The sequence below is a fragment of the Actinomyces capricornis genome, from assembly GCF_019974135.1.
In the GTDB taxonomy this organism is placed as follows: domain Bacteria; phylum Actinomycetota; class Actinomycetes; order Actinomycetales; family Actinomycetaceae; genus Actinomyces; species Actinomyces capricornis.
This window is the reverse complement of sequence record NZ_AP025017.1, coordinates 923,040-946,247: the sequence shown is the minus strand read 5'-3', so window position 1 is coordinate 946,247 and position 23,208 is coordinate 923,040. Positions and strand designations below refer to the sequence as shown.

The 23,208-nt window shown below is 70.1% G+C and carries 11 protein-coding genes and 1 tRNA gene; 8 read left to right on the top strand and 4 right to left on the bottom strand.

Annotated elements, in window-relative coordinates; all coding sequences use genetic code 11:
- Window positions 1–174: 174 nt before the first annotated feature.
- Window positions 175–864, bottom strand: coding sequence for a TetR/AcrR family transcriptional regulator (locus MANAM107_RS03810; RefSeq protein ID WP_223911331.1), 690 nt, complete (start codon window positions 862–864; stop codon window positions 175–177).
- Window positions 865–1,118: 254 nt separating this feature from the next.
- On the opposite strand from MANAM107_RS03810, the gene MANAM107_RS03805 reads away from it, so the two are divergent.
- The 4 genes from MANAM107_RS03805 to MANAM107_RS03790 all read left to right on the top strand — a co-directional run bounded on the left by MANAM107_RS03805 (window position 1,119) and on the right by MANAM107_RS03790 (window position 4,542).
- The gene (locus tag MANAM107_RS03805) at window positions 1,119–2,129 is read left to right on the top strand and encodes an acyltransferase family protein (RefSeq protein WP_223911328.1); all 1,011 of its coding nucleotides are present in this window, start codon (window positions 1,119–1,121) and stop codon (window positions 2,127–2,129) included.
- Between the two features lie 139 nt (window positions 2,130–2,268).
- Window positions 2,269–2,340, top strand: a tRNA-Gln gene (locus tag MANAM107_RS03800).
- A gap of 207 nt (window positions 2,341–2,547) precedes the next feature.
- Entirely contained in the window at window positions 2,548–3,492 is a 945-nt protein-coding gene (locus tag MANAM107_RS03795) for an NTP transferase domain-containing protein (protein ID WP_263421949.1), read from the top strand.
- Between the two features lie 66 nt (window positions 3,493–3,558).
- Window positions 3,559–4,542, top strand: a complete 984-nt coding sequence (locus tag MANAM107_RS03790) for a ribose-phosphate diphosphokinase (RefSeq protein WP_179900685.1) — start codon at window positions 3,559–3,561, stop codon at window positions 4,540–4,542.
- A gap of 648 nt (window positions 4,543–5,190) precedes the next feature.
- On the opposite strand, the gene MANAM107_RS03785 is transcribed toward MANAM107_RS03790, so the two are convergent.
- Genes MANAM107_RS03785 through MANAM107_RS03775 form a run of 3 tightly spaced genes read right to left on the bottom strand, consistent with a single transcriptional unit; the run spans window position 5,191 to window position 8,795 of the window.
- Window positions 5,191–5,724 (bottom strand): DUF6301 family protein, encoded by a 534-nt coding sequence (locus tag MANAM107_RS03785; RefSeq protein ID WP_223912831.1) that lies wholly within the window; start codon window positions 5,722–5,724, stop codon window positions 5,191–5,193.
- Window positions 5,725–5,750: 26 nt separating this feature from the next.
- A complete protein-coding gene (locus MANAM107_RS03780) occupies window positions 5,751–6,278 on the bottom strand; it encodes a DUF6301 family protein (protein ID WP_223911326.1) in 528 nt (175 codons plus the stop codon).
- A 48-nt stretch (window positions 6,279–6,326) separates the two neighbouring features.
- Window positions 6,327–8,795, bottom strand: a complete 2,469-nt coding sequence (locus MANAM107_RS03775; RefSeq protein ID WP_223911324.1) for a protease PrsW — start codon at window positions 8,793–8,795, stop codon at window positions 6,327–6,329.
- Window positions 8,796–9,874: 1,079 nt separating this feature from the next.
- Between MANAM107_RS03775 and MANAM107_RS03770 the strand changes: the two genes are divergently transcribed.
- From MANAM107_RS03770 to mfd, 4 genes are all read left to right on the top strand, one after another.
- Window positions 9,875–12,481, top strand: coding sequence for a DUF7926 domain-containing protein (locus tag MANAM107_RS03770; RefSeq protein ID WP_223911322.1), 2,607 nt, complete (start codon window positions 9,875–9,877; stop codon window positions 12,479–12,481).
- Between the two features lie 448 nt (window positions 12,482–12,929).
- On the top strand, window positions 12,930–16,847 hold the full coding sequence (locus MANAM107_RS03765; RefSeq protein ID WP_223911319.1) for a DUF5979 domain-containing protein: 3,918 nt from the start codon (window positions 12,930–12,932) through the stop codon (window positions 16,845–16,847).
- Window positions 16,848–17,005: 158 nt separating this feature from the next.
- Complete coding sequence (locus MANAM107_RS03760; protein WP_223911317.1) at window positions 17,006–19,183, top strand: NosD domain-containing protein; 2,178 nt, start codon at window positions 17,006–17,008, stop codon at window positions 19,181–19,183.
- 195 nt (window positions 19,184–19,378) lie between these two features.
- Window positions 19,379–23,179, top strand: a complete 3,801-nt coding sequence (mfd, locus tag MANAM107_RS03755; RefSeq protein WP_223911315.1) for a transcription-repair coupling factor — start codon at window positions 19,379–19,381, stop codon at window positions 23,177–23,179.
- Window positions 23,180–23,208: the final 29 nt, after the last annotated feature.

The following is a 23,208-nucleotide window of genomic DNA, read 5'->3' as shown; positions in this document are numbered from 1 at the left end:
AGAGTAACGCGCCCTGAGGGGGCTCGTCTGTGACGTAGGGAGCGGCCTCAGAGTTCTCAGGTTTGTTCCAGCATGCTCGGGGGAGAGGTGCGGTGTCCGCGGTGGCCTCCTACGGCGGGAGTCTGTCCGACAGGTCAGATACTGCCCGGATGTGTAGATAACCGCAAAACTGGACTATTGCTGATTGGTTGCTGATTTTCTCCGGGGAATGTGGTGGTGCCGGGCCGCCGGCCCGTCCGCCGGGGCCGGTGCGGCGGCGGAGCGCAGCTCGGGGGCGCCGCTGAGGCTGCGCAGCCCGTTCCAGGCGAGGTTGACCATGTGGGCCGCTACCTCCTCCTTGCTCATGGAGCGGTTCTCCAGCCACCACTGGGCGGGCATGGCCACGATGCCCACGAGCATCTGGGCGTACAGGGGCGCGGTGCGCGGGTCGATGCCCCGGGCCTCGAAGCGGGAGGCCAGGATCCCCGAGACCTGGATGGCGACGTCGGCCAGGAGGGTCTGGTAGGTGCCGGCGGCCCGGTCATTGCCCGCCGAGAGGATGCGGAAGCCGTCGGGGCGGTCCTCGATGTAGGTCAGCAGTGCCAGGGCGGCGAGCTCGACGGTCATCGAGGAGGAGTCCGAGGACTCCAGGGCGGCGGTGATGGTCGAGGAGATGGTGCCCAGCTCACGGTCCACGATGACGGCGTACAGGCCCTCCTTGCCGCCGAAGTGCTCGTAGACCACGGGCTTGGAGACCTTGGCGCGCGCGGCCACCTCCTCGATGCTGGTGGCATCGAAGCCCTTCTCGGCGAAGAGGCTGCGGGCCACGGCGATGAGCTGCTCGCGCCGCTCCCCGGCGCTCATCCGGGTTCGTTTGCTCGCCATGCGGCTCATTGTGCCCGACCCGGCAGGCCCTGCGCCCGGGCTCCTGCACGGCTGGGCCGGGGCCGGGCGGGGGCGTCCCGGCAGCCGGGCGGGCCTGCCGTAAACTGCCGGGGACTGCACCCGCTCGCCTCCCCCGTGCGCAGCGGGAGTCCAGTGATGAGAGGAGGGGGTATGGCCCACGCCCCAGTCCTGGCAGGAGGGTGGAGCCCCCGAGGTGCCGGCGGCGCGGCTGCACAGGCCCGGGGGTGGGGCTCATGAGCGCCCACCGCTGGGTCCCGGGCATCGACATGGTCAAGCCCGTCCTGGCCCTCCTGGTCATCTGGATCCACACCCAGCCCCTGGCGGGCATCACGCCGAGGGTCAGCGCCTATGCCACGATCGGCGTGGCCCGCCTGGCCGTCCCCCTCTACCTGGCGATATCCGGCTACCTGCTCTTCCGCCGCGCCGACGCCCCCGTGCGCCGCCAGCTCAGGCGAGTGCTCGAGCTCTATGCGGTGTGGCTGGTGATCTACCTGCCGATCATCGTCCGTGACGAGCTCGAGGAGGGCCTCCAGGGGCCCCTGCACCTGGTCCAGCTCCTCCTGACCGGAGGCAGGACGCATCTGTGGTACCTGCCCGCCGCCGCGGTGGGGATCGTCATTGTCGCCGCTGGCCTGAAGGTGCTCAGCCCGGGCCGCCTGCTGGTGGTCCTGTCCTGCCTCAGCGCGGTGGGAACCCTGGCCTATGGAGCCCTGGACAGGGAGCTGCTGCCCCACGGCGCGGCGGCCGTGCTGAGCGATCTGGAGTACCTGTCCCTGGCTCCCCGCGATGGGGTCTTCACGGGCGCCTGCTTCATCGCCGCAGGGGCGTGGGTGGGCCGCACCGGGGGGTGGCGCCCCCGGACGGCGGCCTGGGTTGCCGGATCGGCCTGGATCGTCCTGTTCGTGGAGGCGGTGGCACGCCGGTCCCTGCTGTTCGGGGCCCATCCCGCCCGGCCGGTGTCCACCAGCTGGCTGGCCGCGCTGGTGCTCGTGCCGGCCCTGCTGTGCCTCCTGGTGGCCGTGACCACCGCCAAGCCGCTTCCCGGCCAGCTCCTGGCGAGGAACACGGGCAGCCTGGTCTACTTCATCCACTACTGGGTGATGCTGGCCCTGGGGGCAGATCTGGTGCACAGCGCCGGGCTGGTGCGCGGGGTGCTCATCACCCTTGTCTCCTTCGCCCTGGGCGCGGCCCTGGTGCAGGCCTCCCAGCTCCGGGGCCTGGGCGTGCTCAAACGGCTCTACTGACCGTGGTGATCATTCGTCCCGTTCGCCGCGCACTGGGCCGGCGCTGGGCCGGCACGGCTCCGGCGGGGCGCCCGTGGACGGCGGATCATGAGACACTATCCCGGCGTCGTGCCTGCCGGGTCCTCGACGGGCGCAGCGTTCCGCCCTGGTGTAGCGGCAGCACGCAGGCCTTTGGAGCCTTGAGGCCCGGGTTCGAATCCTGGGGGCGGAGCGGCGTAGCATGTGGGCTGTTCGCCCCTCCCGTACGTCAGCCGCATGTCATGGATCCGCCTCGCCTGTGCAGGCGGGCGCGGGCAGACCAGTGAGAAGAGGACACGTGGAACCCACAGCATCCACTGCACCCGTCGCATCGACCCCGCCCGCCTCCAGCGTGGCCCCCGCCGCGGTGATCGTCATGGCCGCGGGCAAGGGCACCCGCATGCGCTCGGCCACCCCCAAGGTGCTCCACACCATTGGCGGCAGGAGCCTGGTCGACCACGCCATCACCGCGGCCCGTGGCCTGGAGCCCCGGAACCTGGTGGTCGTGGTGCGCCATGAGCGCGACGCCGTCGTCGCCCACCTGGCCCAGGTGGCGCCCGACGCCGTGCCCGCGGACCAGGATGAGATCCCCGGCACGGGGCGCGCGGTGGCCTGCGGCCTGGCGGCCCTGCCCGAGGACCTCACCGGCCCCGTCGTCGTCACCAGCGGGGACGTGCCCCTGCTGGACACCGCCACTCTGCGCGCCCTGCTGGTCCAGCACCTGGAGCGCGGCGACGCCGTGACCCTGCTGACCACGGTTCTTCAGGATCCCAGCGGCTATGGGCGCGTCATCCGCGAGGGCGGCCCGGGGGGCGCTGTCAGCGCCGTCGTCGAGCACCGCGATGCCACTGCCGAGCAGCTGGCGGTGCGCGAAATCAACGCCGGGGTCTACGTCTTCGACGCCGCCCACCTGCGCCAGGCCCTGACCCGCTTGGGCTCGGACAACGACCAGGGGGAGGTCTATCTCACCGATGTGGTGGCCCTGGCCTACCGCGAGGGCCGCTCCACCAGTGCCCTGGCGGTGGAGGACCACTGGCTGGTCGAGGGCTGCAACGACCGCGCCCAGTTGGCCGAGCTCGGTGCCGAGCTCAATCGGCGCGTCCTGCGCTCGTGGATGGAGCGGGGCGTGGGCGTGGTGGATCCGGCCTCGACCTGGGTCGATGTCACCGTCGAGCTCGGCGGGGATGTGGCCCTGGAGCAGGGGGCGCTGCTGCGCGGGAGCACGGTCGTGGGGGAGGGCGCCCGGGTGGGGGCCTACGCGATCCTCACCGATGCCCAGATCCCGCCGGGCGCCGTCGTCGCGCCCTTCAGCCAGCTCGGCACCCAGGAGCCGGGGGAGAACTGAGGACCGTGCCCGCGCACGCGGGCGCACCGTCGATGGCCGCACAGGCCGACAGAAGGGAACCATGTCATGACGGGCATCATCACCAAGGGCGAGAAGCGCCTGGTTATCGCCTCGGGCCGGGCCTATCCCGAACTGGCGCAGGAGATGGCCAAGGAGCTGGGCACTGAGGTGCTGTCCTCCACGGCCTACGACTTCGCCAATGGGGAGACCTACGTCCGCTTCAACGAGTCGGTGCGCGGCTGCGATGTGTTCGTCGTGCAGTCCCACGCCGACCGCATCAACGACTGGCTCATGGAGCAGCTGATCATGGTCGATGCACTCAAGCGGGCCTCGGCCAAGCGCATCACCGTGGTGGCACCCTTCTTCCCCTATGCGCGTCAGGACAAGAAGCACCTGGGGCGTGAGCCCATCTCCGCGCGGCTGGTCGCCGACCTGTACAAGACGGCGGGGGCCGACCGGATCATGAGCGTGGATCTGCATACCGCCCAGGAGCAGGGCTTCTTCGATGGGCCGTGGGACCACCTGTGGGCCCAGCCGGTGCTGGTGGACTATGTGCGCACGCGGGTGGATCCTGCGATGACCTCGGTGGTCTCCCCCGACGCGGGCCGGATCCGGGTGGCCGAGCGCTGGGCCAACCAGCTGGGGGGCACGCCGCTGGCCTTCGTGCACAAGACCCGTGATGTCACGCGCCCCAATGAGTCGGTGGCCAACCGGGTGGTGGGCGAGGTCGAGGGGCGCTCCTGCGTGCTGGTCGATGACATGATCGACACCGGGGGCACGATCGCCAAGGCGGTCCAGGTGCTCCTGGACTCCGGCGCCAAGGACGTCATCGTGGCAGCCACTCATGGCGTGCTCTCGGGCCCGGCGGTGGACCGCCTCTCCAGCTGTGGCGCCCGGGAGGTCGTGGTCACCGATACGCTGCCGATCCCCAGTGGGAAGCGCTTCGAGCAGTTGACGGTTCTGCCGATCGCCCCGCTGCTGGCGCGTGCGGTCAAGGCCGTGTTCGACGACGGCTCGGTGACCTCCCTGTTCGACGCCTCGCGCCTGTGAGGGCGTCGGGCGTGTCTGCGACGGTGCCCCGCGGGACCTGTGGTCCGCGCGGGGCACCGTCGCATGTGGGGCGGGGGCACGGCGGGTGGAGGTTTGACAACCGCCGGCGGTGGCGGCCTGTTACGGATGGCACAGGTGTGCAGGCGGGTTTTTGAGGTTCTCTCTACCTTGACGTCACAGTTGGGTAAATGTTGGTTGAGGGATGGTAACGATGGCGTCATTGCCTCGGGGAAGTCCATACCCTCGAATCAGGGAAGCCTCCCCGCGCCCTCCCGGGCTCTTCAGGGCTCTCGATCAGGTGGCGTGCGGGGTGGTGCTCTTCAGGGTTTTCCCCGCCGCTGTGCGCCTCTTGTGCGCCAGGGTGCTCGGCGGTGGGGTGATCTCCTGGTCTGGTGTCGCACGAACCGGGCCAGGACCGAGGCCGGCCAATTCTCCTCTCCGCCTCGCCTCGGCAGGGCCCTCCGCCTCTGGGCGGGGGGCCCTTCTCCTTGGGCCTGCCCTGCGATCTGCGGGCAGCTCCGGCAGCGCGCGTCCTCGGGATGAGTGTGCCGCTGCCCGTGCCGTGGTGTGCCGGCCCTGGTGGTTGTGTGTCTCTTCGCTGTGCGTCTCGACGCCCTGCTGTGCCGTCTCGGCCTTCTTGGCGGTGGGCTAGTCCTTGAAGTACTCGTCCTCGCCGTACTTCTCGATGAGGTAGTTCTCCATCTCGGCGACTGCGGTGATCCTGGGGGAGTCTATTGTTGCGCTGATGATGCCGGGTTGGGTGCTGAGTGTGAGTGTGACCCGGTTGGGGAGGGTCCATTTGACTATCCTTCCTCCCATCCTGAGGGTCTTGTGCTGTCCTTTTCCGTATCGGTTGGTGACTGCCTGTACGTAGGTGTTGAAGGCTGCTTGTGTTACTGGGGCGGTATTCTCGTCCTCTTGCCCCTTGAATACGATGGAGGTGAGTGGTAACTTGACGTCACTTACTGTGTCTCCACTCTCTGCGTCGTCGAAGCAGCCGATTCGGCCGTCCTCCCTGCCGGTCTCTGACAGGTGGGTGGCGAACAGCCTGCCGTTTTGTGGGTGGGGTCGCCATCCGAAATGATCTCGGATGGCGAAGGCGGTTTCTCTGGTGATGGGCCAGGGGTGCTCGGTCCAGGCGGTGATCCACCGCAGCGCCTCGTCCACGGGAAGGGTTCTCATTTCAGTCACGGGCCCTCCTTCATGGGCTAGTCCTTGAAGTACTCGTCCTCGCCGTACTTCTCGATGAAGTGGTTCTCCATCTCCACGATGTCGGTGAATCTGGGGGAGTCTATTATCGCACTAATAATTCCTGGCTGGGCACTGAGTGAGAGTGCAACGCGATTGGGGAGAATCCATCTAGCTAATTGGCTACCCGTTCTTAGCTGCTTTCGTTGCCCCTTTCCGTATCGATTGGTGAATGCTTGCACGTAGGTGTTGAAGGCTGCTTGTGTCACTGGGGCAGTGGTTTCATCCTCTTGGCCTTCAAAGACGATGGAGCTGAGTGGGAGCTTGACGTCATTCACTGTGTCGCCAACACAGCCGATTCGGCCGTCCTCCCTGCCGGTCTCTGACAGGTGGGTGGCGAACAGCCTGCCGTTTTGCGGGTGGGGTCGCCATCCGAAATGGTCTCGGATAGCGAAGGCGGTCTCCCTGGTGATGGGCCAGGGGTGCTCGGTCCAGGCGGTGATCCACCGCAGCGCCTCGTCCACGGGAAGGGTTCTCATCTCAGTCATGGCTTCTCCTCGGTGCGGCTTGTTTTTCTAGATAAGTCTAGCAGTGCTCTACGGGCTCTGTCGTGAGATCTCTGCAATGGCCAGGTCCATCTCCCGAACAAGATCGGGTGTGAGTGCGATGGGGGTGCGACCTTCTCGGACGATCTTGTCCACCCCGCGCGTGTAGAGCACCTCACAGTACATAGTGGTGCGTCCTTCCTTGACCGCCTCCCACAGGTGGGGGTGCTGGGAGAAGTATCTCGCCACCCGATCGTCGGTGAGCATGCGGTCCCGCACGTAGGGAGGAGTGGCCTGATAGGCGGGGCCTTCGAATCGCGTGTCGAAGAGTGTTTGGGGGAGCCTGCCGCTCATGCCCTTGTACTCGGGAAAAACGATCGCGTCCTCATAGGGTGAGATGGCCATGCCGTCAACCCTGCCGGCCCCCACTCCAGGGACTTTCGGTCCGGTGGACTGAAAGTCTACGGGGATGCGATACCCTTCCCGGGTAAGCGTTAACTCACCTCCGCGTTCGCCGATGTATTCGCCGAGGCGAGGGTGGTATGCGTGAAGTTCTGTGTGTTGACTCATGGTGTCGCGTAGCTCGTCGGTGAGTTCTGGGGGCGCTCCACGCTTTTCTAGTTTTTCGATCAGATCTCGGATGTCGTATGCAGTGAGTTTGTCGGTACTAAATTCTGGTGGGAGAATTTCTTGTATGCGATTCTTGAGGGCGGCTTTCTGTGCCCTGATGCTTCGATGCTGCTCGATGAGGCTGGATAGTTCGAGGCGGCGCTGGGCGAGCCTGTGCGCCGCGTGTGCTGCATGCTGGTCAGCGAGTCGCTGGGAGGCGGCGAGGCCGTCGTCGATCTGGGCGCTGAGCGTCCTCAGGTCCTGCGATGCGGCGCGCGCTGTCCGTGCTGTGCGGGCGGCGGCCAGCTGCTGGGCAGAGGTGCGGAGCGCCGCTCGACCGCCGAGCCCCAGGGCGGAGCCGGGAACGAAGGTCAGGATGAAGTCCCCCAGGTCGGCCGCCAGCTGCCCTGGCGTGACGTTGGCGATATACGATCTCGTCGCGGCGCGCGGGTTGCCGATGAAGGAGGCCAGGCCATGACCGTGAGAGAAGGCCCAGGTCATGACGCCCACCGCTGCCAGTGCCGTGGGCACCGCCAAGCCCATGCTGGCCAAAGCTGCCACCGCCAGGGCCGTGAACAGGATCTGCTCCGCCAGACTCATCGACTCCCACCACCGGGCCAGCTCATCGAGCAAGGCGGCGAAGAACAGATCGCCGACACCCGGGCGGAGTGAGGTGCCAATGGCCTGGGTGATGGTGATTCCGTAGATCATGCAGCTGATCACAGCGGCGCAGGCGAGCAGGGTGGTAGCCAGGGCGAAACGCCGTCGGGCGCCGGGCTCCATGCCAGGAGTCGTAGCCGACATCGCGTCATGACGCACACCGATGACCTGGGAGGCCATCAGCCGGCCCTCGACCATCCTCTGGGAACGGCTCAAGCCCCTCGCCCCGTAAGCCCGCAGCACCACCAGCAGATCGCCGGCTGAGAAGACCGCCAGCGCCACCACCGCCTGCACCGGGACGCGCAGTGAGGCCGGTGCCCCGGACATGACCCGAGGTACTCGCGGTGCCTCGGGCACCGTCTCTCCCAGAGTCCCGGCTCGCAGCCGGCGCCAGGCATCGGCCAGCAGGCACCAGGCGAACAAGGCCATCGATATCGGCGCCTGGGCGTGGCCCTGCCCCGTCGTCAGCCACACCCACCTGATCCACTCAGGCACCGCAGTGGCCTCCTCACTCCAGCGGCTCCAGGTCGCGGCGGCATTGAAAGCGGTATGGTCGGCCACCACCAGGGCGATCATCGTCAGCGGCAGCAGCCAGGCTGCGGCGCGCCACCACGGCCTGCCGGTGCGCCACAGGGCGATCCCCAGACCGATGGACATGGCCACACCCATGGTCGAGGCATGGTGGCCCACCACCATCGGCCCGACGTAGTTCTGCGGGCCGTCGGGCTCCAGCAGGCTGAGCAACCAGCCGCCCTCGGGCACTCGGAACGCCCCCGAAGTCCACGGGTTGAGGCTGTAGCCCACCCGGTGCTCTCCCAAGGATTGCTCCACCACGCCCAAGGGCGCCAGCCGACGCGCCCCATCCTCCGCGATGGTGAAGCCCGCACCGGCGGCGAAGCCCAGCAGCGCCCAGTCCACCGCCGCGAGGCGCCGCATCCTGCCTGGAGCCAGAACCGCCACCGCCGCCAGAGGCACCAGCTTGCCAGGCTCCTCGAAGGATGCTGCAAGACCGACCACCGCCCCTTCGTCGCTCGGGCCCACACCCGAGAGCGCGGCTCCCCACTGGGTGACGACGGCGACCACCAGTGCCCAGGAGGCGCACAGCCCCATCATCAGAGTCAAGGACCGCCACCGCACCGTCCTGGGGCGAGCCAGCACCACCAGCACCACAAGGCAGCCCAGCATGAAGAGCAGGGGCACCATCGCGATCGCTAGGCGCGGCACGAGCACCAGGGCGGCCACCAGCAGCACCAGCGTCACTCTCTGGAGCGCCCGACTCAGCCTGAACACCGCGCGCGCCAACCGCTCATGGCGAGCCCACCAGGCCCGGAAGGCACCCAGTGCCCGCTCCCACCATTCCAGTGGAACCTGCCCCTGGCGATGCTCCACCGCCAGCCCGCCCCGGGGCTGATCAGGCCGCCCAGGCCTCAGTTCCGGTCCGCCCCCAGTGGGGGGATGCCCGCCTTGCAGGCCATACCCGTGAAGGGCCCGGGGGTCCACGTAGCCATAGCCCACCGGCACCGGCCGGCCCTCGGGAGCCCGAGGCTCCGGGGACCACGGCGGTATTGAAGGTGTCGTCATCACATACCTCTCCTGCAAGGGCCATAGGGTGCGGCGCCCTATGGCCCGTTATTGTCACAAAGCAGTAACGGCCTGTCAGGGAAACAGAAGAAATCGACGCCTTCCTTCTCCCCGCGTATTCCCCAGGAACCCCACGTCCTCCCCGTGGCCCCCGCTCATCCGCCATGGCGGGGAAGGGGCCCTCGCATCTCCCGGGACGCCGTCGAGCCGTGGCGGGGACCGCCGGGGATGCTGGAGCCCCGGCCGCCGGCAGACACGCCGCGACGCCGAGAGGCATCGCTGGCCGCCAAGCCCGCGAAGGCCTACGGCTCCACCCGCCCGAAGCCACCGAGCCGACCGCCTCGGGCCATCCCGGCCCGCTGGCAGCCGCCTGACCAGCGCGGATGCTCCCAGGTGTGGCGACGCACCTCCTCCTGGGGCCCCGCCTCGCCGACGATGGAGAAAAGGGACAAAATGCCGGGCACCGTCGCCGCCCGCCGCGGGGCCGCGAACCCTCCGCCCGGGGTCGCGATCGGGGCCGGCGGCCTCGGACGGAGGCGCCCAGATTCTTCCGAGGACGGTAGGAAATACGCCGATCAATGCCGATGCGTGATTTGTCCGTGACTGCCGTTACGGGCGCGAGATCACGGTTCCGTCACATATCCGTGATTCGCCGTCGCGGGGTTGAGTTTGTGGGAATCGCACAATACTGTCGATGTCGGACAAAGCGCATTACTCCCCTGATGCGCCTTCACCGAAGAGGAATGTCAATGAATCCCATGTCTCGTGGGCTCACCACCGGTCGCAGAGCCCTTCTCCGGACGTGCGCGCGCTTCCTGCTGCTCGCAGTCACCGTCGTCCTCATCGTCGGGGTCCTGCCCGCGATGTCCCACGCCGCGCCGGCGGAGCCCACGGCTCCCGCCACCGGCGCCGCCGAGTCCTCCCAGTCGCAGGACCCCAGCAGCGCTCCGAGTGCCACCACCGACGCTCCTGCGGACGGCCAGGCCCCGACCACCACCTCCGCAGCGCAGGACCCCGCGGCCCCGCAGTCCGCGGCGTCCCTGGCCGTGGACAACCTCGTGGTGACCAAGATCGACGAGACCGGCAAGGAGATCTCCGGTCCCCTCCATGTGGGCTCCTCCATCGCCACGCTGAGCTTCACCTGGACCGGCTCGGCCACCACCCTGAAGGCGGGGGACTCCTTCACCATCGAGCTGCCCGCCGAGCTGGCCTACCGCGCCCCGGGTGTCCGCCCCTTCACCTATGACCTGGGCGAGTCCGAGCCCACGGAGGTGGGGTCCTGCGAGATCATCACCACCGCCATGACCTGCACCTTCAACGAGGTCATCCCCGGGCGCGCCGCCCAGGGCTACACCGCGCTCAACGGCTCGGGCCGCATCCAGGTGGGCACCGTGGCCGCCACCGCCCAGGAGGAGCTGACCTTCCGCGTCAACGGCAAGGACGTCAGCGTGGACCTGCCCGGGCAGGGCGGCATCATCAAGGGCGCCGCCGTCTACAAGCCCCTGGGTCTGACCAAGGGCGCCCGCGGCCTGACCGATCAGTCCACCGCCGTGGGCTGGGTCATCGGCTTCGGCACCGAGAAGCTCCAGGAGGCCTACGCCGCTGCGGGAACCCCCACGACCTTCGACGGCTCGGAGAGGACCATCACCCTGACCGATGAGCTCGGTCCCGGGCAGGCCTTCCCCGACCCCAGTGCATGGACACTGGTGCGCACCAACTCCCAGGGCGCCCCCGACAGTGAGCGCCTGATCCTGGACACCAGCGCAGCCGGGGCCACCACCACGCAGGCCGGGTCCTTCTCCATCGAGGTGGTCCCCGGGCAGGTCTATGAGGGAGGCTCCGACGCCACCATCATCCTGCGCGGCCCCTTCGCCGCCCAGACCAACTACCAGGTCCTCTACGACGCCCCCGTGACCTCTCAGAACGGCAAGGCCGTGGCCGGCTTCGTCTACGACAATGTTGTCGCCGTATCGGGGGCCGTCCTCGCGGAGCGCGCCACCAAGTCCTTCGTGGACTCCTTCAGCTTCGACGTCACCATGGAGGTCGGCTACGGCACCTTCTCCGTGGCCAAGTTCCTCTCCGGCCAGGCCTCCGACCAGGTCGACCCCGCCTCCACCTTCACCGTGGCCGTGGATTACCAGCTCCCCGGCGGCGCGAGTCTCAAGGACTACCCCGGCTGGCAGGCCCCCGGCACGGTGAACTCCGCAGGCACCGGCGGCACTGCTGAACTCGAGGTCACCGTGGGTAGGCGCAGTGTGTTCACGGGCCCCAAGGCCTCCATGGTCCTGCCCGCCGGGACGAAGGTGTCCTTGACGGAGAAGACCCCCACTGCGCAGGCCCCCACGGGCTACACCTGGGGCGAGGGCGCCTTCACCATCGGCGGCACGCCGGCCTCCGAGCTGACCATCGAGGACCGCAGGGTCATCGAGGCGGACCTGACCAACTCCCTGGAGGTCCAGGCCGTGGGGTCCCTCGCTGTGACCGCGAAGGTCACCCCCCAGGACTCGCCCTTCGCCTCCGACACCTTTGAGATCGCCTACTCCTGCACGCTGCCCGGAGGTGGCATCGTCAGCGATGTCCTGAAGGTCGCCGCCGGCAGCACCGTCAAGGCCTCCGACATCGTGGCCGGCGCCGAGTGCTCCATCAGCGAGTCCGAGGCCACCCGCGCGCGCGAGGGCTACACCGTGGCCACCCGCATCGTCCCCGTCGGCGCCGAGAAGCCCGGGGTGACCATTGTCGCCGGTGAGGTGGCCGAGGTGGTGGTGGAGCACATCTACACCGCCGCCGGCCAGGCGCCCCCTGCCGACGGCTCGGGCGGCGCGGACAGCCCCCGCGGCTTCCAGCTGTCCAAGACGGTGGCAGGCAGCGCCTCGGACAAGGCCGGCACGGTCTTCCTGTTCGACTACGCCTGCACCGGTGCGGACGGCACGACCACCGAGGGCTCGGTGAGTGTCGAGGCCGGCACGAGCCGCCTGGTCGACGTCGTCGAGGAGGGCAGCTGCACCCTCACCGAGCGCGGCGCCGCCGCGCCGGGAGCCGACCTGCAGACCTCCTTCATGGTCGACGCCGTCGATGCCGAGCCCGTGACGGGGCAGACCGTCACCTTCGAGCTGAGCCCGGGCCGGGTCCGCACGGTCGACGTCACCAACACCTACACGCCGGGGGCGCAGGATCAGGCCGAGCCGGGTGCTGCGGACTCGCCCACGGCCGCGCCCACGGCGGGGACCACTGCTGCGGCTCAGGCCCCGACCGGCTCCTCCCTGGCCCGCACCGGTGCGACCGTCCTGCTGCCCGCCGGGGTGGCGCTGGCGGCGCTGGCGGCCGGCATCCTCCTGGTGCGACGCCGCCGGGCCTGAGACCGGGCGGCCGGCACCCCCTGCCCCGCCGGCCGCCTGAAGAAGGGGCCCTCCACCCGCCCGGGTGGAGGGCCCCTCGCTCTGCTCGCTCTGCGGCAGCCCCACGGCACCACTGAACCGGCAGGGGGCTGTAGGCGGGTCGGCACCAGGGCGCCTGGCAAGGCCTTCGGCGTCCTGGTGCCGACCCGCTGAGGGCGCCTCCCCCGGGGAGAATGTCTCCAAGAACGGGGGGAGGAATTGGGGGATGGCTCCAAGAGGATATCGGAAAGGTGTCGGAATCCCTGGAGAGGTTGTCATCCTATTGCGGTCGGATCGCGAATGAGTAACGTTTTGTGATGGCGATGGAATGTTTGCTCACAGTGGGCTTCGGAGGCCTTTTCTGTCTGTAGCCTGGAGGGGTTGTTCGCGGATCTTCCTATCCGTTCTCCCTACCGAAGAGGAACTCTCTATGATGGTCTTCGCCGACCGCGGGTCGCCCGTGCCAGGCCTGCGGCTAGCAGTCGCACTCCTGGCCCTGCCGGCCCTGCTCCTCGGGCTCCTGGCCCCCCTGCAGGCCCATGCCGCCATCAATCAGGGCATCACCGTCACCAACCTCACCCTGAGCAAGTCCGACCGTGACGGCAATAACAGCCCAGGGGCGGTGACGACGCAGGACGTGGCCAAGCTGTCCTACTCCTGGGACGCCACCGGCACCACCGTGAACCCGGGGGACTCCTTCTCCATCGACCTGGGTGCCCACTTCAAGAACCTGGAGAACCCCAAGACGGTGGCGATGAGCCTGCCCTACAACGGTGCGCAGACCGAGGTCGGCTCCTGCTCCCTGACCGAGAGGACGATGGAGTGCACCTTCGCCGAGAAGGTCAATGAGCTCAAGGCCGCCGGGTTCACGAACTTCAAGGGCTCCGGTGAGGCGCTGCTCCTCATCACCCAGACCACCACCGCCGAGACGGTGGACATGACCGTCAATGGCACCCAGAAGGTGAGCGTGGACCTCCCCGGTACCGGCGGTATCAAGGACGCTCCCAAGGGGGTCTACACCCCCCTGAAGTTCACGAAGCTCTCAGCGGTCATCGCCTCGACGTCCGCCTCCACGATCTGGGAGGTCAACTTCGGCTCGGACTACATCAAGGAACAGCTGGCCGGGGGTGCCAGCCCCATCACCGTGGACGGCAAGACCCGCCAGACCATCACCGTCACCGATACCCTCGGTCCCGGCATGGTCTTCAATCCCGACCTGAGCAGGTGGGGCTTCATGGTGCGCAACAGCGCCGCCGAGCCCGGTCTCACGGGTGTCGCGGTGACGACTGCGGCCGGCAAGGACCTGAACACGACCTACGGGGACTTCGACATGGCGGTGGATGTCCAGGGCCAGGTCGCCACCATCACGATCACCGGGCCCTTCGCCGCGCAGTCCAACTACAAGCTCTACTACCCAGTGACCTTCACCTCCCAGAACGGCAAGGCCACCGCCGGCGTGCAGTACCACAACGCTGCGACCCTCAATGACTCGGGGGCCTCTGCCGAGTTCACCCGCTCCTACACCGACTCCTTCAAGGTGACGGTGCAGATGGAAGCCGGCTTCGGGGGATTCGAGATCGTCAAGGGCCTGGCCGGCACCGGCGTCGACGCCGTCGACGTGGCGAACACCTCCCTGGACGTCAAGGTCGACTACGCCCTGCCGGCCCCGGCCAGCACCTACGCGGGCTGGGCGGCCCCCGGCACCCTCAACCCCGATGGGCAGAGCGGGTCGACCACCATGAAGGTCGCCATCGGTAAGGCCAACACCTACCAGGGGACCTTCCCCAAGGGCACCGTCATCACCCTGTCGGAGGATGTCGCCACCGCCTCTCCGGCGCCCTCCGGCTACACCTGGGGCACGCCTGGCTTCATGGTGGCCAACAAGCCCGGCAGCACCCTGACCATCGGCGACCGCACCTCCACCAGGGTCGCGCTGACCAACACCGCTGAACTCGTCCAGGTCTCCGGCACCTTCCAGGTCACCAAGACCGCCACAGGCGTCGAGCCCCCGCCCATCGAGGGCGTCCCGGGGGTGGAGTCCCATGACTTCCCCTTCTCCTACACCTGCTCCGACGGGCAGTCCGGCACCATCACCGCCAAGGGGGACGGCGTCGCCGTCCAGGCCGACAAGACCTTCCCCGTGGGCACCACCTGCACCATCTCCGAGGACACCGGCGCCGCGGCCATCGACGGCTACACCCTCAACCCCCCGGCGGACCAGACCGTGACGATCAAGGACCCCGCTGAGCCGGTGGTCACCGTGGCCTTCGTCAACGCCTACACCCGCAACGAGGGCACCTTCTCCATCGCCAAGACCGTCCAGGGCGGCCCGGCGGATGCCGCTACGGGCTCCTTCACCTTCGAGTACACCTGCGACACCGGGGAGAAGGGGGAGCTGACGGTCTCCGGTGACGGCAGCGCCACGACCTCTCCGTGGATCACCGCGGGCGCCACCTGCACCCTGAGCGAGAACGCCGACTCGGCCGCCAGGGAGGGCTACGCAGTGGTCTCGACCCTGTCCCAGGACAGCGTGACCATCGCCGCGAAGAGGAATGAGGCCGTGACCGCCACCAACACCTACACCCGCGACACCGGCGCCTTCTCCATCGCCAAGACCGTGGAGGGCGGGGCCCAGGACTTCGCCAAGGGCTCCTACTCCTTCGCCTACAGCTGCACCGGCGGCGTCGAGGGCACGCTCACGGTGCCCGGCGACGGCACCGCGGTGACCTCCCCGAGGATCCCGGCCGGCGCGACCTGCACCCTGAGCGAGAACGCCGACTCGGCCGCCAGGGAGGGCTATGCGGTGGCCTCGACCCTGTCCCAGGACAGCGTCACCATCACCAAGGACCAGACCGTGGCGGTCACCGCGACCAACACCTACACCCGCGAGACCGGCACCTTCGCGGTCAAGAAGGCCGTCGAGGGCGACTACACGCCCACGGGCGAGGACAAGGTCACGGTGGGCTTCACCTGTGACGACCCCGAGAAGACCACGGGCAGCCTTGAGGTGCCCATGGGCGGTGCGGCGGTCGAGGGCCCGAGCCTGCCCACCGGCACCACCTGCACCCTGACCGAGGACGCCGCCTCGGCCCACCGCGACGGCTTCGCCGTGGCCACCGCCTACTCCGCGCCCACGGTGACCATCGTCAAGGACCAGACCCCCGAGGTCGTGGTGACCAACACCTACACCCGGCTGACCGGTGGCTTCTCGATCTCCAAGACGGTCGAGGGCGACGGCGCGGCGCTGGCTGCCGACAAAGAGTTCGGCTTCACCTACACCTGCACCGATGCCGCCACGGGCAAGGCCGGCCAGCCCCAGGAGATCACGCTCAAGGCGGGCCAGACCAAGCAGATCTCCGACGTGCCCACCGGCTCCTGCACCCTGAGCGAGGCGCAGGCAGGCGTGGAGAACACCTCCTGGACGGGGTCCCTGGCCGTCAACGGCAAGCCCGTGACCGGCAATGAGGCGGCCTTCGACATCACCGGTGCGGCCGATGCCGCAGTGGCGGTCTCCGCGACCAACACCTACACCCTCGAGCGGGGCACCTTCTCGGTGGCCAAGGAGGTCGCCGGTGATGGGGCCGAGGAGCACAAGGCCAAGACCTTCACCTTCGACTACTCCTGCACCTCGGTGGAGGGCGAGCGCAAGGGCGAGATCCAGGTCCCCGGTGACGGCAGCGCTGTGAAGTCCGGGGTCGAGCTGCCCATCGGCGCCAAGTGCGAGGTGACGGAGAGGCCCGCCTCGGCCCAGGCCGAGGGCTACGACGTCGCCGTCCCGGAGGCGCAGAGCCTGACGATCGAGGAGAAGGGCACCACCAAGGCCCTGTCCTTCACCAACACCTACACCCGCCACATGGGCTCCTTCTCAGTGGCCAAGCAGGTGACGGGCGCTCAGGTGGGGGACAAGGAGTTCACCTTCACCTACACCTGCACCAGCGGTGAGAAGGGCTCGCTCACGGCCAAGGCGGACGGCAATGCCGTGTCCGGCCCGACGCTGCCCGTCGGCACCGAGTGCACCATCACCGAGGACGAGGCCGGTGCTGGGATCGACGGCCACGCCCTGACCGCCCCGGCGGCCCAGGAGGTAACGATCTCGCAGAAGGACGAGGTGGTGGAGACCACCTTCGTCAACGCCTACACCGAGATCCCGCCGCCTGCGGACCCCACGCCGAGCCCGTCCGTGACGCCCAGCGCGCCCGGCGACCCCGGTGAGCCGGCGCCGTCGACGACCCCTGTCGCTGCCGGGCCCTCCCTGGCCCGTACCGGCATCAGCGTGGGGCTGCCGATCCTCGTGGCCCTGGCCGCCATCATCGGCGGCGTCGTCCTGGTTCGCCGTCGCAGGGCCTGAACCGCACGCCGGTGCACGGCGCCCGCCTGAGGCCCGGGCACTGAATCACGGGTGAGGGCCCTCCGCCACGGCGGAGGGCCCTCACCCGTATCGCAGGATTGCGACACGTCGACTGGGAGGGATCTGTGGCTTCTCTGTAACATCGCGAACATCGCGCCGTGCGCAAACACTCTCCCATCATCCTGACCAGCAGCATCGCGAGCAGTCCCATCCCCGGGCCCACTGCGGGGGCCGGCCCGTCCCGGCTCCTGGCACTGGCCGCCACGGGCGCCCTGAGCCTGGCCCTGAGCGCCTGCCAGCTCGGCTCCCCCCAGGCCTCCGATGGCTCCCAGGGCGCCCACCCCAGCCCCACGGCGTCGGCCACTCAGGCGGCCGGGGCCGAGGAGAGCACGGAGGAGATCCCCCTGGTCATCCCGGCCGAGCCGACCCGGAGCAGCCTGGACGGCAGCGCTTCGCAGGGGGCCGGGCCCGCCACCGATCCTGCTCAGGGCGCCCCGCAGACCGGGGCCGGCGGGGGCGCCCAGTCGCCCGCCGGCGCCCCATCCCCGCAGGCGGAGGCGCCGGCCCCCTCCGCCGGTGCTGCGGACCCCGTTGCGCCGGTCGACCCCCCTGAGGCCCCCGGCCCGGGCGCGCAGCCCCCGCAGACGCCCGAGGCCCCGGCCCAGGACGCGCCCGTCCCCGCTATCCCCGCCTCCCCCTCCCTGGAGGAGTACCTGGCCTCCCAGTCCCTGACCGAGGCCCGGGCCAATGGGCAGGTCCAGGTCGTCTCCTCCCTCCAGGAGGCCCGCGACATGGGCGCCACCGCCCCGCACATCGTCGTGTCCGACGGCACCTCCCACATCCACTTCCAGCAGGACCGCACCCAGGGCGCCGATGCCACGGCGACCATCGGCGGGCGGACCTACGGGGCGGTCTTCACCGACGTCGTCCCCCTCCTGGCCTTCGACGTCAGCGGGGACGCCACGCAGGTGCTCGCCGAGGCGGTGGCCAAGGCGGCCGAGCGCGGGGTGGGTGTGCGCCTGAGCCCCACCCAGGCCTACCCCCTGACCGCCTCCCTGCGGATCCCCGACGAGGTGCCCTTCCTCGACGGCGCCGGTGCCACCCTCGATGTGAGGATCGCCGGAACCACCCAGGCCAGGCCCGGCATCGCCATCAGCCTGGCGACCGGGTCCAGCGGGACCGCGGTGACGGGCATGACCCTGGACCTGGCCGACTCCCCCTACACCATCGGCCTCCAGGGCGATGCCCTGAGCGACGCCACCATCAGCGGTATCTCCATGACCGGTGTGACCTTCCGGGGCATCCAGCTCGCCGCATCCTCGGGCCCGATGACCGGGGTGCGCATCACCGACAACAGGATCGAGAACGTCGAGGGGTCGAAGGACACCAAGGGGGTGGCCTACTCGCTACTGGTGACCACCGCGGTGGACGACCCCGACAGCCGCTTCGCCGCCAGCCGTAGCCCCATCTGGGAGCGCTACGTCGCCGACGGCACCGTGAGCCCCAACCGGTACGCCAACTCGGGCCTGACGATCTCGGGCAACACCATCTCCGGGGGGTACTACGGCATCGGGCTGTCGGGCGTGACCGACAGCGTCGTCTCCGGCAACTCCGTGAGCAACAACATGCGCTCCATCTCCATGCAGAACAACTGCTCGAACAACCGGGTGGAGTCCAACACCCTGACCAACAGCCGCTCCTCGGCGGTGCACCTGGCCTACAACTCCGGTGGCAACACTGTTCACGGCAACACGATCTCCTCGGACCGGGCCACCGGCCAGGGCCTCCTCCAGGCCTACCAGGGCAGCAGGAGCAACACCTTCAGCGAGAACACCGTCACCCTCACCGGGGACTCGGCTCCCGCCTGGGTGCTCTACGTCGGCCCCGACTCCAGTGGCACCACCTTCACCGGCAACACCGTGACCGGCAGTGCCACGAAGGCGCTCATCGGTATCGAGTCGGTCTGGGACGGGCGCTCGGCTGACGGCTCCCCGGCCTCCTACATGGCCAGCGGCTCGATCCCCAGCCCCGTGGACGGCTCCGCCGTGGCCTACAACGGCGGCCGTGGCGCGCTGGATCAGGTCTCGGTCACCGGCAACGTCCTGACCCCCGGCACGGCGAGGGTCCCCGTGGTCTACGTGGGCGCCGAGGTCTCGGCGGGGCCCGACCAGAAGCAGACGCTCATCGGCAGCATCACCAACCTCAACGTCAGCGGCAATCAGGTCATCGGCGCCGAGACCCCCCAGCTGATCGCCACGCACACCGGCTCCCTGCCCGGGGTCGGGACGGCCACGATCACCGGGGACACCTCCGTGGGCTCCGTGAAGGCCGGCTGACAACGGCGGGGCACGGATTGACGCCGGGGCGCCCGGCGTCCTCCGATTGAACAGCAGCGGCGGTCCGCCCCACTCCTGCGCCGGGCAGCCGGGAGCGGGGCGGACCGCCGCTCGCGGTGCCCAGCCGCCCCGGGGGCCGCTGCCAGGGTCCGGCAGGTGCCCGCGACGCCGCCCCCAGCCCCTAGACTCGCGCCCGTGCGCCTGACTGCCCTCCTGCCCCCACTGCTCGACGACCCCCTCATCGACCGCGCCGTGCGCCAGGCGGGCTCGCGGGCCCGCACCGATCGGACCCTCGTCGTGGCACCCGGTGCCCGCCCCGCCATCCTGGCCGCCATGGCCCTGGGCGCCGACGGCGTGGCGCAGGCCGGAAGTCCGGGCGCCGCGCCTGCGCCCCCCGCGCCGTCGTCGGGCCCGGCGCCGTCGGAGGATGAGACGGCCGGCGAGACCAGTGGCACGCCCCTGCTCGTGGTCACCGCCACTGGGCGCGAGGCCGATGAGACCGCCGCCGCCCTGCGCAGCTACCTGCCCGACGACGACATCGCCGTCATGCCCGCCTGGGAGACCCTGCCCCACGAGCGGCTCTCCCCCCGCTCGGACACCGTGGCGCGCCGCCTGGCCGTCCTGCGCCGCCTGGCCCACCCCGAGGACGCCCAGGACGCCAGTGCCGGGCCGGCCGGGCGCAGTGGGCTCAGTGGGCGCGGCCCCATCCGGGTCCTGGTGGTCCCGGTGCGCGCGCTCCTGGCGCCCGTCATCGCCGGCCTGGGCGAGCTGGAGCCCATCGACCTGGCCCCCGGGATGGGGATCGGGCTGGAGGAGGTCGCCGCCCGCCTGGAGGCCGCCGCCTACACCCGGGTGGACATGGTCGAGACCCGCGGCCAGTACGCGGTGCGCGGTGGCATCCTCGACCTCTTCCCGCCCACCGAGCCCCGCCCCGTGCGCGTGGACTTCTTCGGCGACGAGATCGACGAGGTCTCCTCCTTCGCCGTGGCCGACCAGCGCACCATCGAGGCCCTGCCCGCCGTCAGCGCCACCGCCTGCCGCGAGCTGGTCCTCACCCCCCAGGTGCGCGAGCGCGCCCGCGCCCTGGCCGGGGCGGTCCCCGGGGCCGCCGACATGCTGGAGCGCATCTCCCAGGGGATCGCCGTGGAGGGCATGGAGTCCCTGGCACCGGTCCTGGTGGAGTCCATGGTGCCCCTGCTCGACCTCGTGGGGGACCGGCTCGTGGTCCTGCTGGAGCCCGAGCGGGTGCGCAAGCGCGCCGAGGACCTGACCGCCACCACCGCCGAGTTCCTGGCCGCCGCCTGGACCTCGGCCGCCAGTGGCGGCACCGTGCCGCTCGACCTGTCCGCCGCCGCCTTCGCCCACCTGGCCGAGGCCCGCGCCCTGGCACTGTCGACCAATCGGGGCTGGTGGTCCTTCACCGCCTTGGCCGCCGGCCCCGACACCCTCCAGCTGCCCCTGCGCGACCCCCGCGCCTACCGCGGTGAGCTGGAGGCCGCCGTGCGCGACCTGGGCGAGATGGCCCGCCGCCGGTGGAGCGTCGTGGTGGCCACCGACGGCCCCGGTCCTGGGCGCCGCATGGCCCAGCTCCTGGCCGATGGCGATGTGCCGGCCCGCATCGTCACCCAGCTGAGCGAGACCGCCGAGCTGTGCCCGGCCCCCGAGGCCGCGCAGAGCACCGACGGTCCCGACGATGCCGGTGGGGGGCGCGGCGACGGCGTCGTGCGCGTGACCCAGGCCAGTGCCGGCCACGGCTTCGTGGCCGAGGGACTGGGCCTGGCCCTCATCGCCGAGTCCGACCTCACCGGACGGGCCCCCGCCAGCCCCCGCGAGGCCCGCGCCCTGCCCGCCCGCCGCACCCGCCGCAGCGTGGACCCCCTGTCCCTGCGCGCCGGGGACCTGGTGGTCCACGCCCAGCACGGGGTGGGGCGCTTCATCGAGCTCAGCCGCCGCACCGTGGGCACCGCCCGCAGTGCGGCCACCCGCGAGTACCTCGTCATCGAGTACGCCCCCTCCAAGCGGGGCCAGCCCGGTGACCGCCTCCTGGTGCCCACCGACGCCCTGGACCAGGTGACCAAGTACGTGGGTGGGGACAACCCCGCCCTCAACCGGATGGGCGGGGCCGACTGGGCCAAGACCAAGTCCCGCGCCCGCAAGGCCGTGCGCGAGATCGCCGGGGAGCTCGTGCGCCTCTACGCCGCCCGCTCCGCCGCCCAGGGCCACGCCTTCAGCCCCGACACGCCCTGGCAGGCCGAGCTGGAGGAGGCCTTCCCCTACACCGAGACCCCCGACCAGCTCTCCACCATCGACGAGGTCAAGGCCGACATGGAGAAGCCCCAGCCGATGGACCGCCTCGTGTGCGGCGACGTCGGCTACGGCAAGACCGAGATCGCGGTGCGAGCCGCCTTCAAGGCCGTCCAGGACGGCAAGCAGGTGGCCGTCCTGGTGCCCACCACCCTCCTGGTGGCCCAGCACGCCGAGACCTTCACCGAGCGCTATGCCGGCTTCCCCGTCACCGTGGCCCAACTCTCCCGCTTCCAGGACGCCGCCGAGTCCGAGAAGGTCCTCCAGGGGCTGGCCGCCGGCAGCATCGACGTCGTCGTGGGCACCCACCGCCTCATCACCGGGCAGGTGCGCTTCAAGGACCTGGGCCTGGTGGTCATCGACGAGGAGCAGCGCTTCGGGGTGGAGCACAAGGAGACCCTCACCGCACTGCGCACCGACGTCGATGTGCTGTCCATGTCCGCCACCCCCATCCCCCGGACCCTGGAGATGGCGGTCACCGGCCTGCGGGAGATGTCCACCCTGGCCACGCCCCCCGAGGACCGCCACCCCATCCTGACCTACGTGGGCGCCTACGAGACCAAGCAGGTCTCGGCCGCCATCCGCCGCGAGCTGCTGCGCGAGGGCCAGGTCTTCTTCGTTCACAACCGGGTCGAGGACATCGAGTCCACCGCCGCGCGCCTGGCCGAGCTCGTCCCCGAGGCGCGCGTGGCCACCGCCCACGGCCAGATGGGCGAGCACCGCCTGGAGCAGGTCATCGACGCCTTCTGGCGCAAGGAGATCGACGTCCTGGTGTGCACCACCATCGTGGAGACCGGCCTGGACGTGTCCAACGCCAACACCCTCATCGTCGACCGCGCCGACCGCATGGGCCTGAGCCAGCTCCACCAGCTGCGCGGGCGCGTGGGGCGCGGGCGCGAGCGCGCCTACGCCTACTTCCTCTACCCCTCCGACAAGCCCCTGACCGAGACCTCCCTGGAGCGCCTGCGCACCATCGCCACCAACACCGACCTGGGGGCCGGGATGCAGGTGGCCATGAAGGACCTGGAGATCCGCGGCTCGGGCAACCTCCTGGGCGGGGAGCAGTCCGGGCACATCGCCGGGGTGGGCTTCGACCTGTACGTGCGCATGGTCTCCGAGGCCGTGGCCGCCTACAAGAAGTCCCTGGCGGCCCAGGGGCAGGACGGCGCCCCGGGCCCCGAGGAGGACCCGGATGCCGAGCTGCGCGTGGAGCTGCCGGTGGATGCCACCGTGCCCGAGGACTACATCCCCCACGAGCGGCTGCGCCTGGAGGCCTACACCAAGTTCGCCGCCGCCCGCTCCGATGCCGAGGTCGACGACGTCGTCGAGGAGCTCATCGACCGCTACGGGCCCCTGCCCCAGGCCACCGAGCACCTGGCGGCCCTGGCGCGCCTGCGGGCCCTGGCCGCGGGCCTGGGCGTGCGCGAGATCGTGGCCCAGGGCAAGTCCGTGCGCTTCGCGCCGGTGGACCTGGCCGAGTCCGCCCGCATGCGCCTGACCCGCCTCTACCCTGGCACCACCCTCAAGCCCGCCACCCGCACCATCGTGGTCCCCGCCCCCGGGACCGCCCGCATGGGCGGGGGCGGGCTCAGTGGCCAGGAGGTGCTGCGCTGGGCCGAGGTGCTCCTGCGCGCCGTCGTCGCCGGAGATGCCGCCTACGAGACCGAGGCCACCGCCTACCGCCGGAGGTGAGTGCCGTGGGCCGTCACGGGCCGGGCGGC

What these genes read in the sequence shown, in the direction of transcription:
- MANAM107_RS03780 (WP_223911326.1), bottom strand. Translation starts at nt 6,278, where the DNA reads ATGACTGAGATGAGAACCCTTCCCGTGGACGAGGCGCTGCGGTGGATC.
- MANAM107_RS03810 (WP_223911331.1), bottom strand. Translation starts at nt 864, where the DNA reads ATGGCGAGCAAACGAACCCGGATGAGCGCCGGGGAGCGGCGCGAGCAG.
- MANAM107_RS03790 (WP_179900685.1), top strand. Translation starts at nt 3,559, where the DNA reads ATGACGGGCATCATCACCAAGGGCGAGAAGCGCCTGGTTATCGCCTCG.
- MANAM107_RS03785 (WP_223912831.1), bottom strand. Translation starts at nt 5,724, where the DNA reads ATGAGAACCCTTCCCGTGGACGAGGCGCTGCGGTGGATCACCGCCTGG.
- MANAM107_RS03765 (WP_223911319.1), top strand. Translation starts at nt 12,930, where the DNA reads ATGATGGTCTTCGCCGACCGCGGGTCGCCCGTGCCAGGCCTGCGGCTA.
- MANAM107_RS03805 (WP_223911328.1), top strand. Translation starts at nt 1,119, where the DNA reads ATGAGCGCCCACCGCTGGGTCCCGGGCATCGACATGGTCAAGCCCGTC.
- MANAM107_RS03770 (WP_223911322.1), top strand. Translation starts at nt 9,875, where the DNA reads ATGAATCCCATGTCTCGTGGGCTCACCACCGGTCGCAGAGCCCTTCTC.
- MANAM107_RS03795 (WP_263421949.1), top strand. Translation starts at nt 2,548, where the DNA reads ATGCGCTCGGCCACCCCCAAGGTGCTCCACACCATTGGCGGCAGGAGC.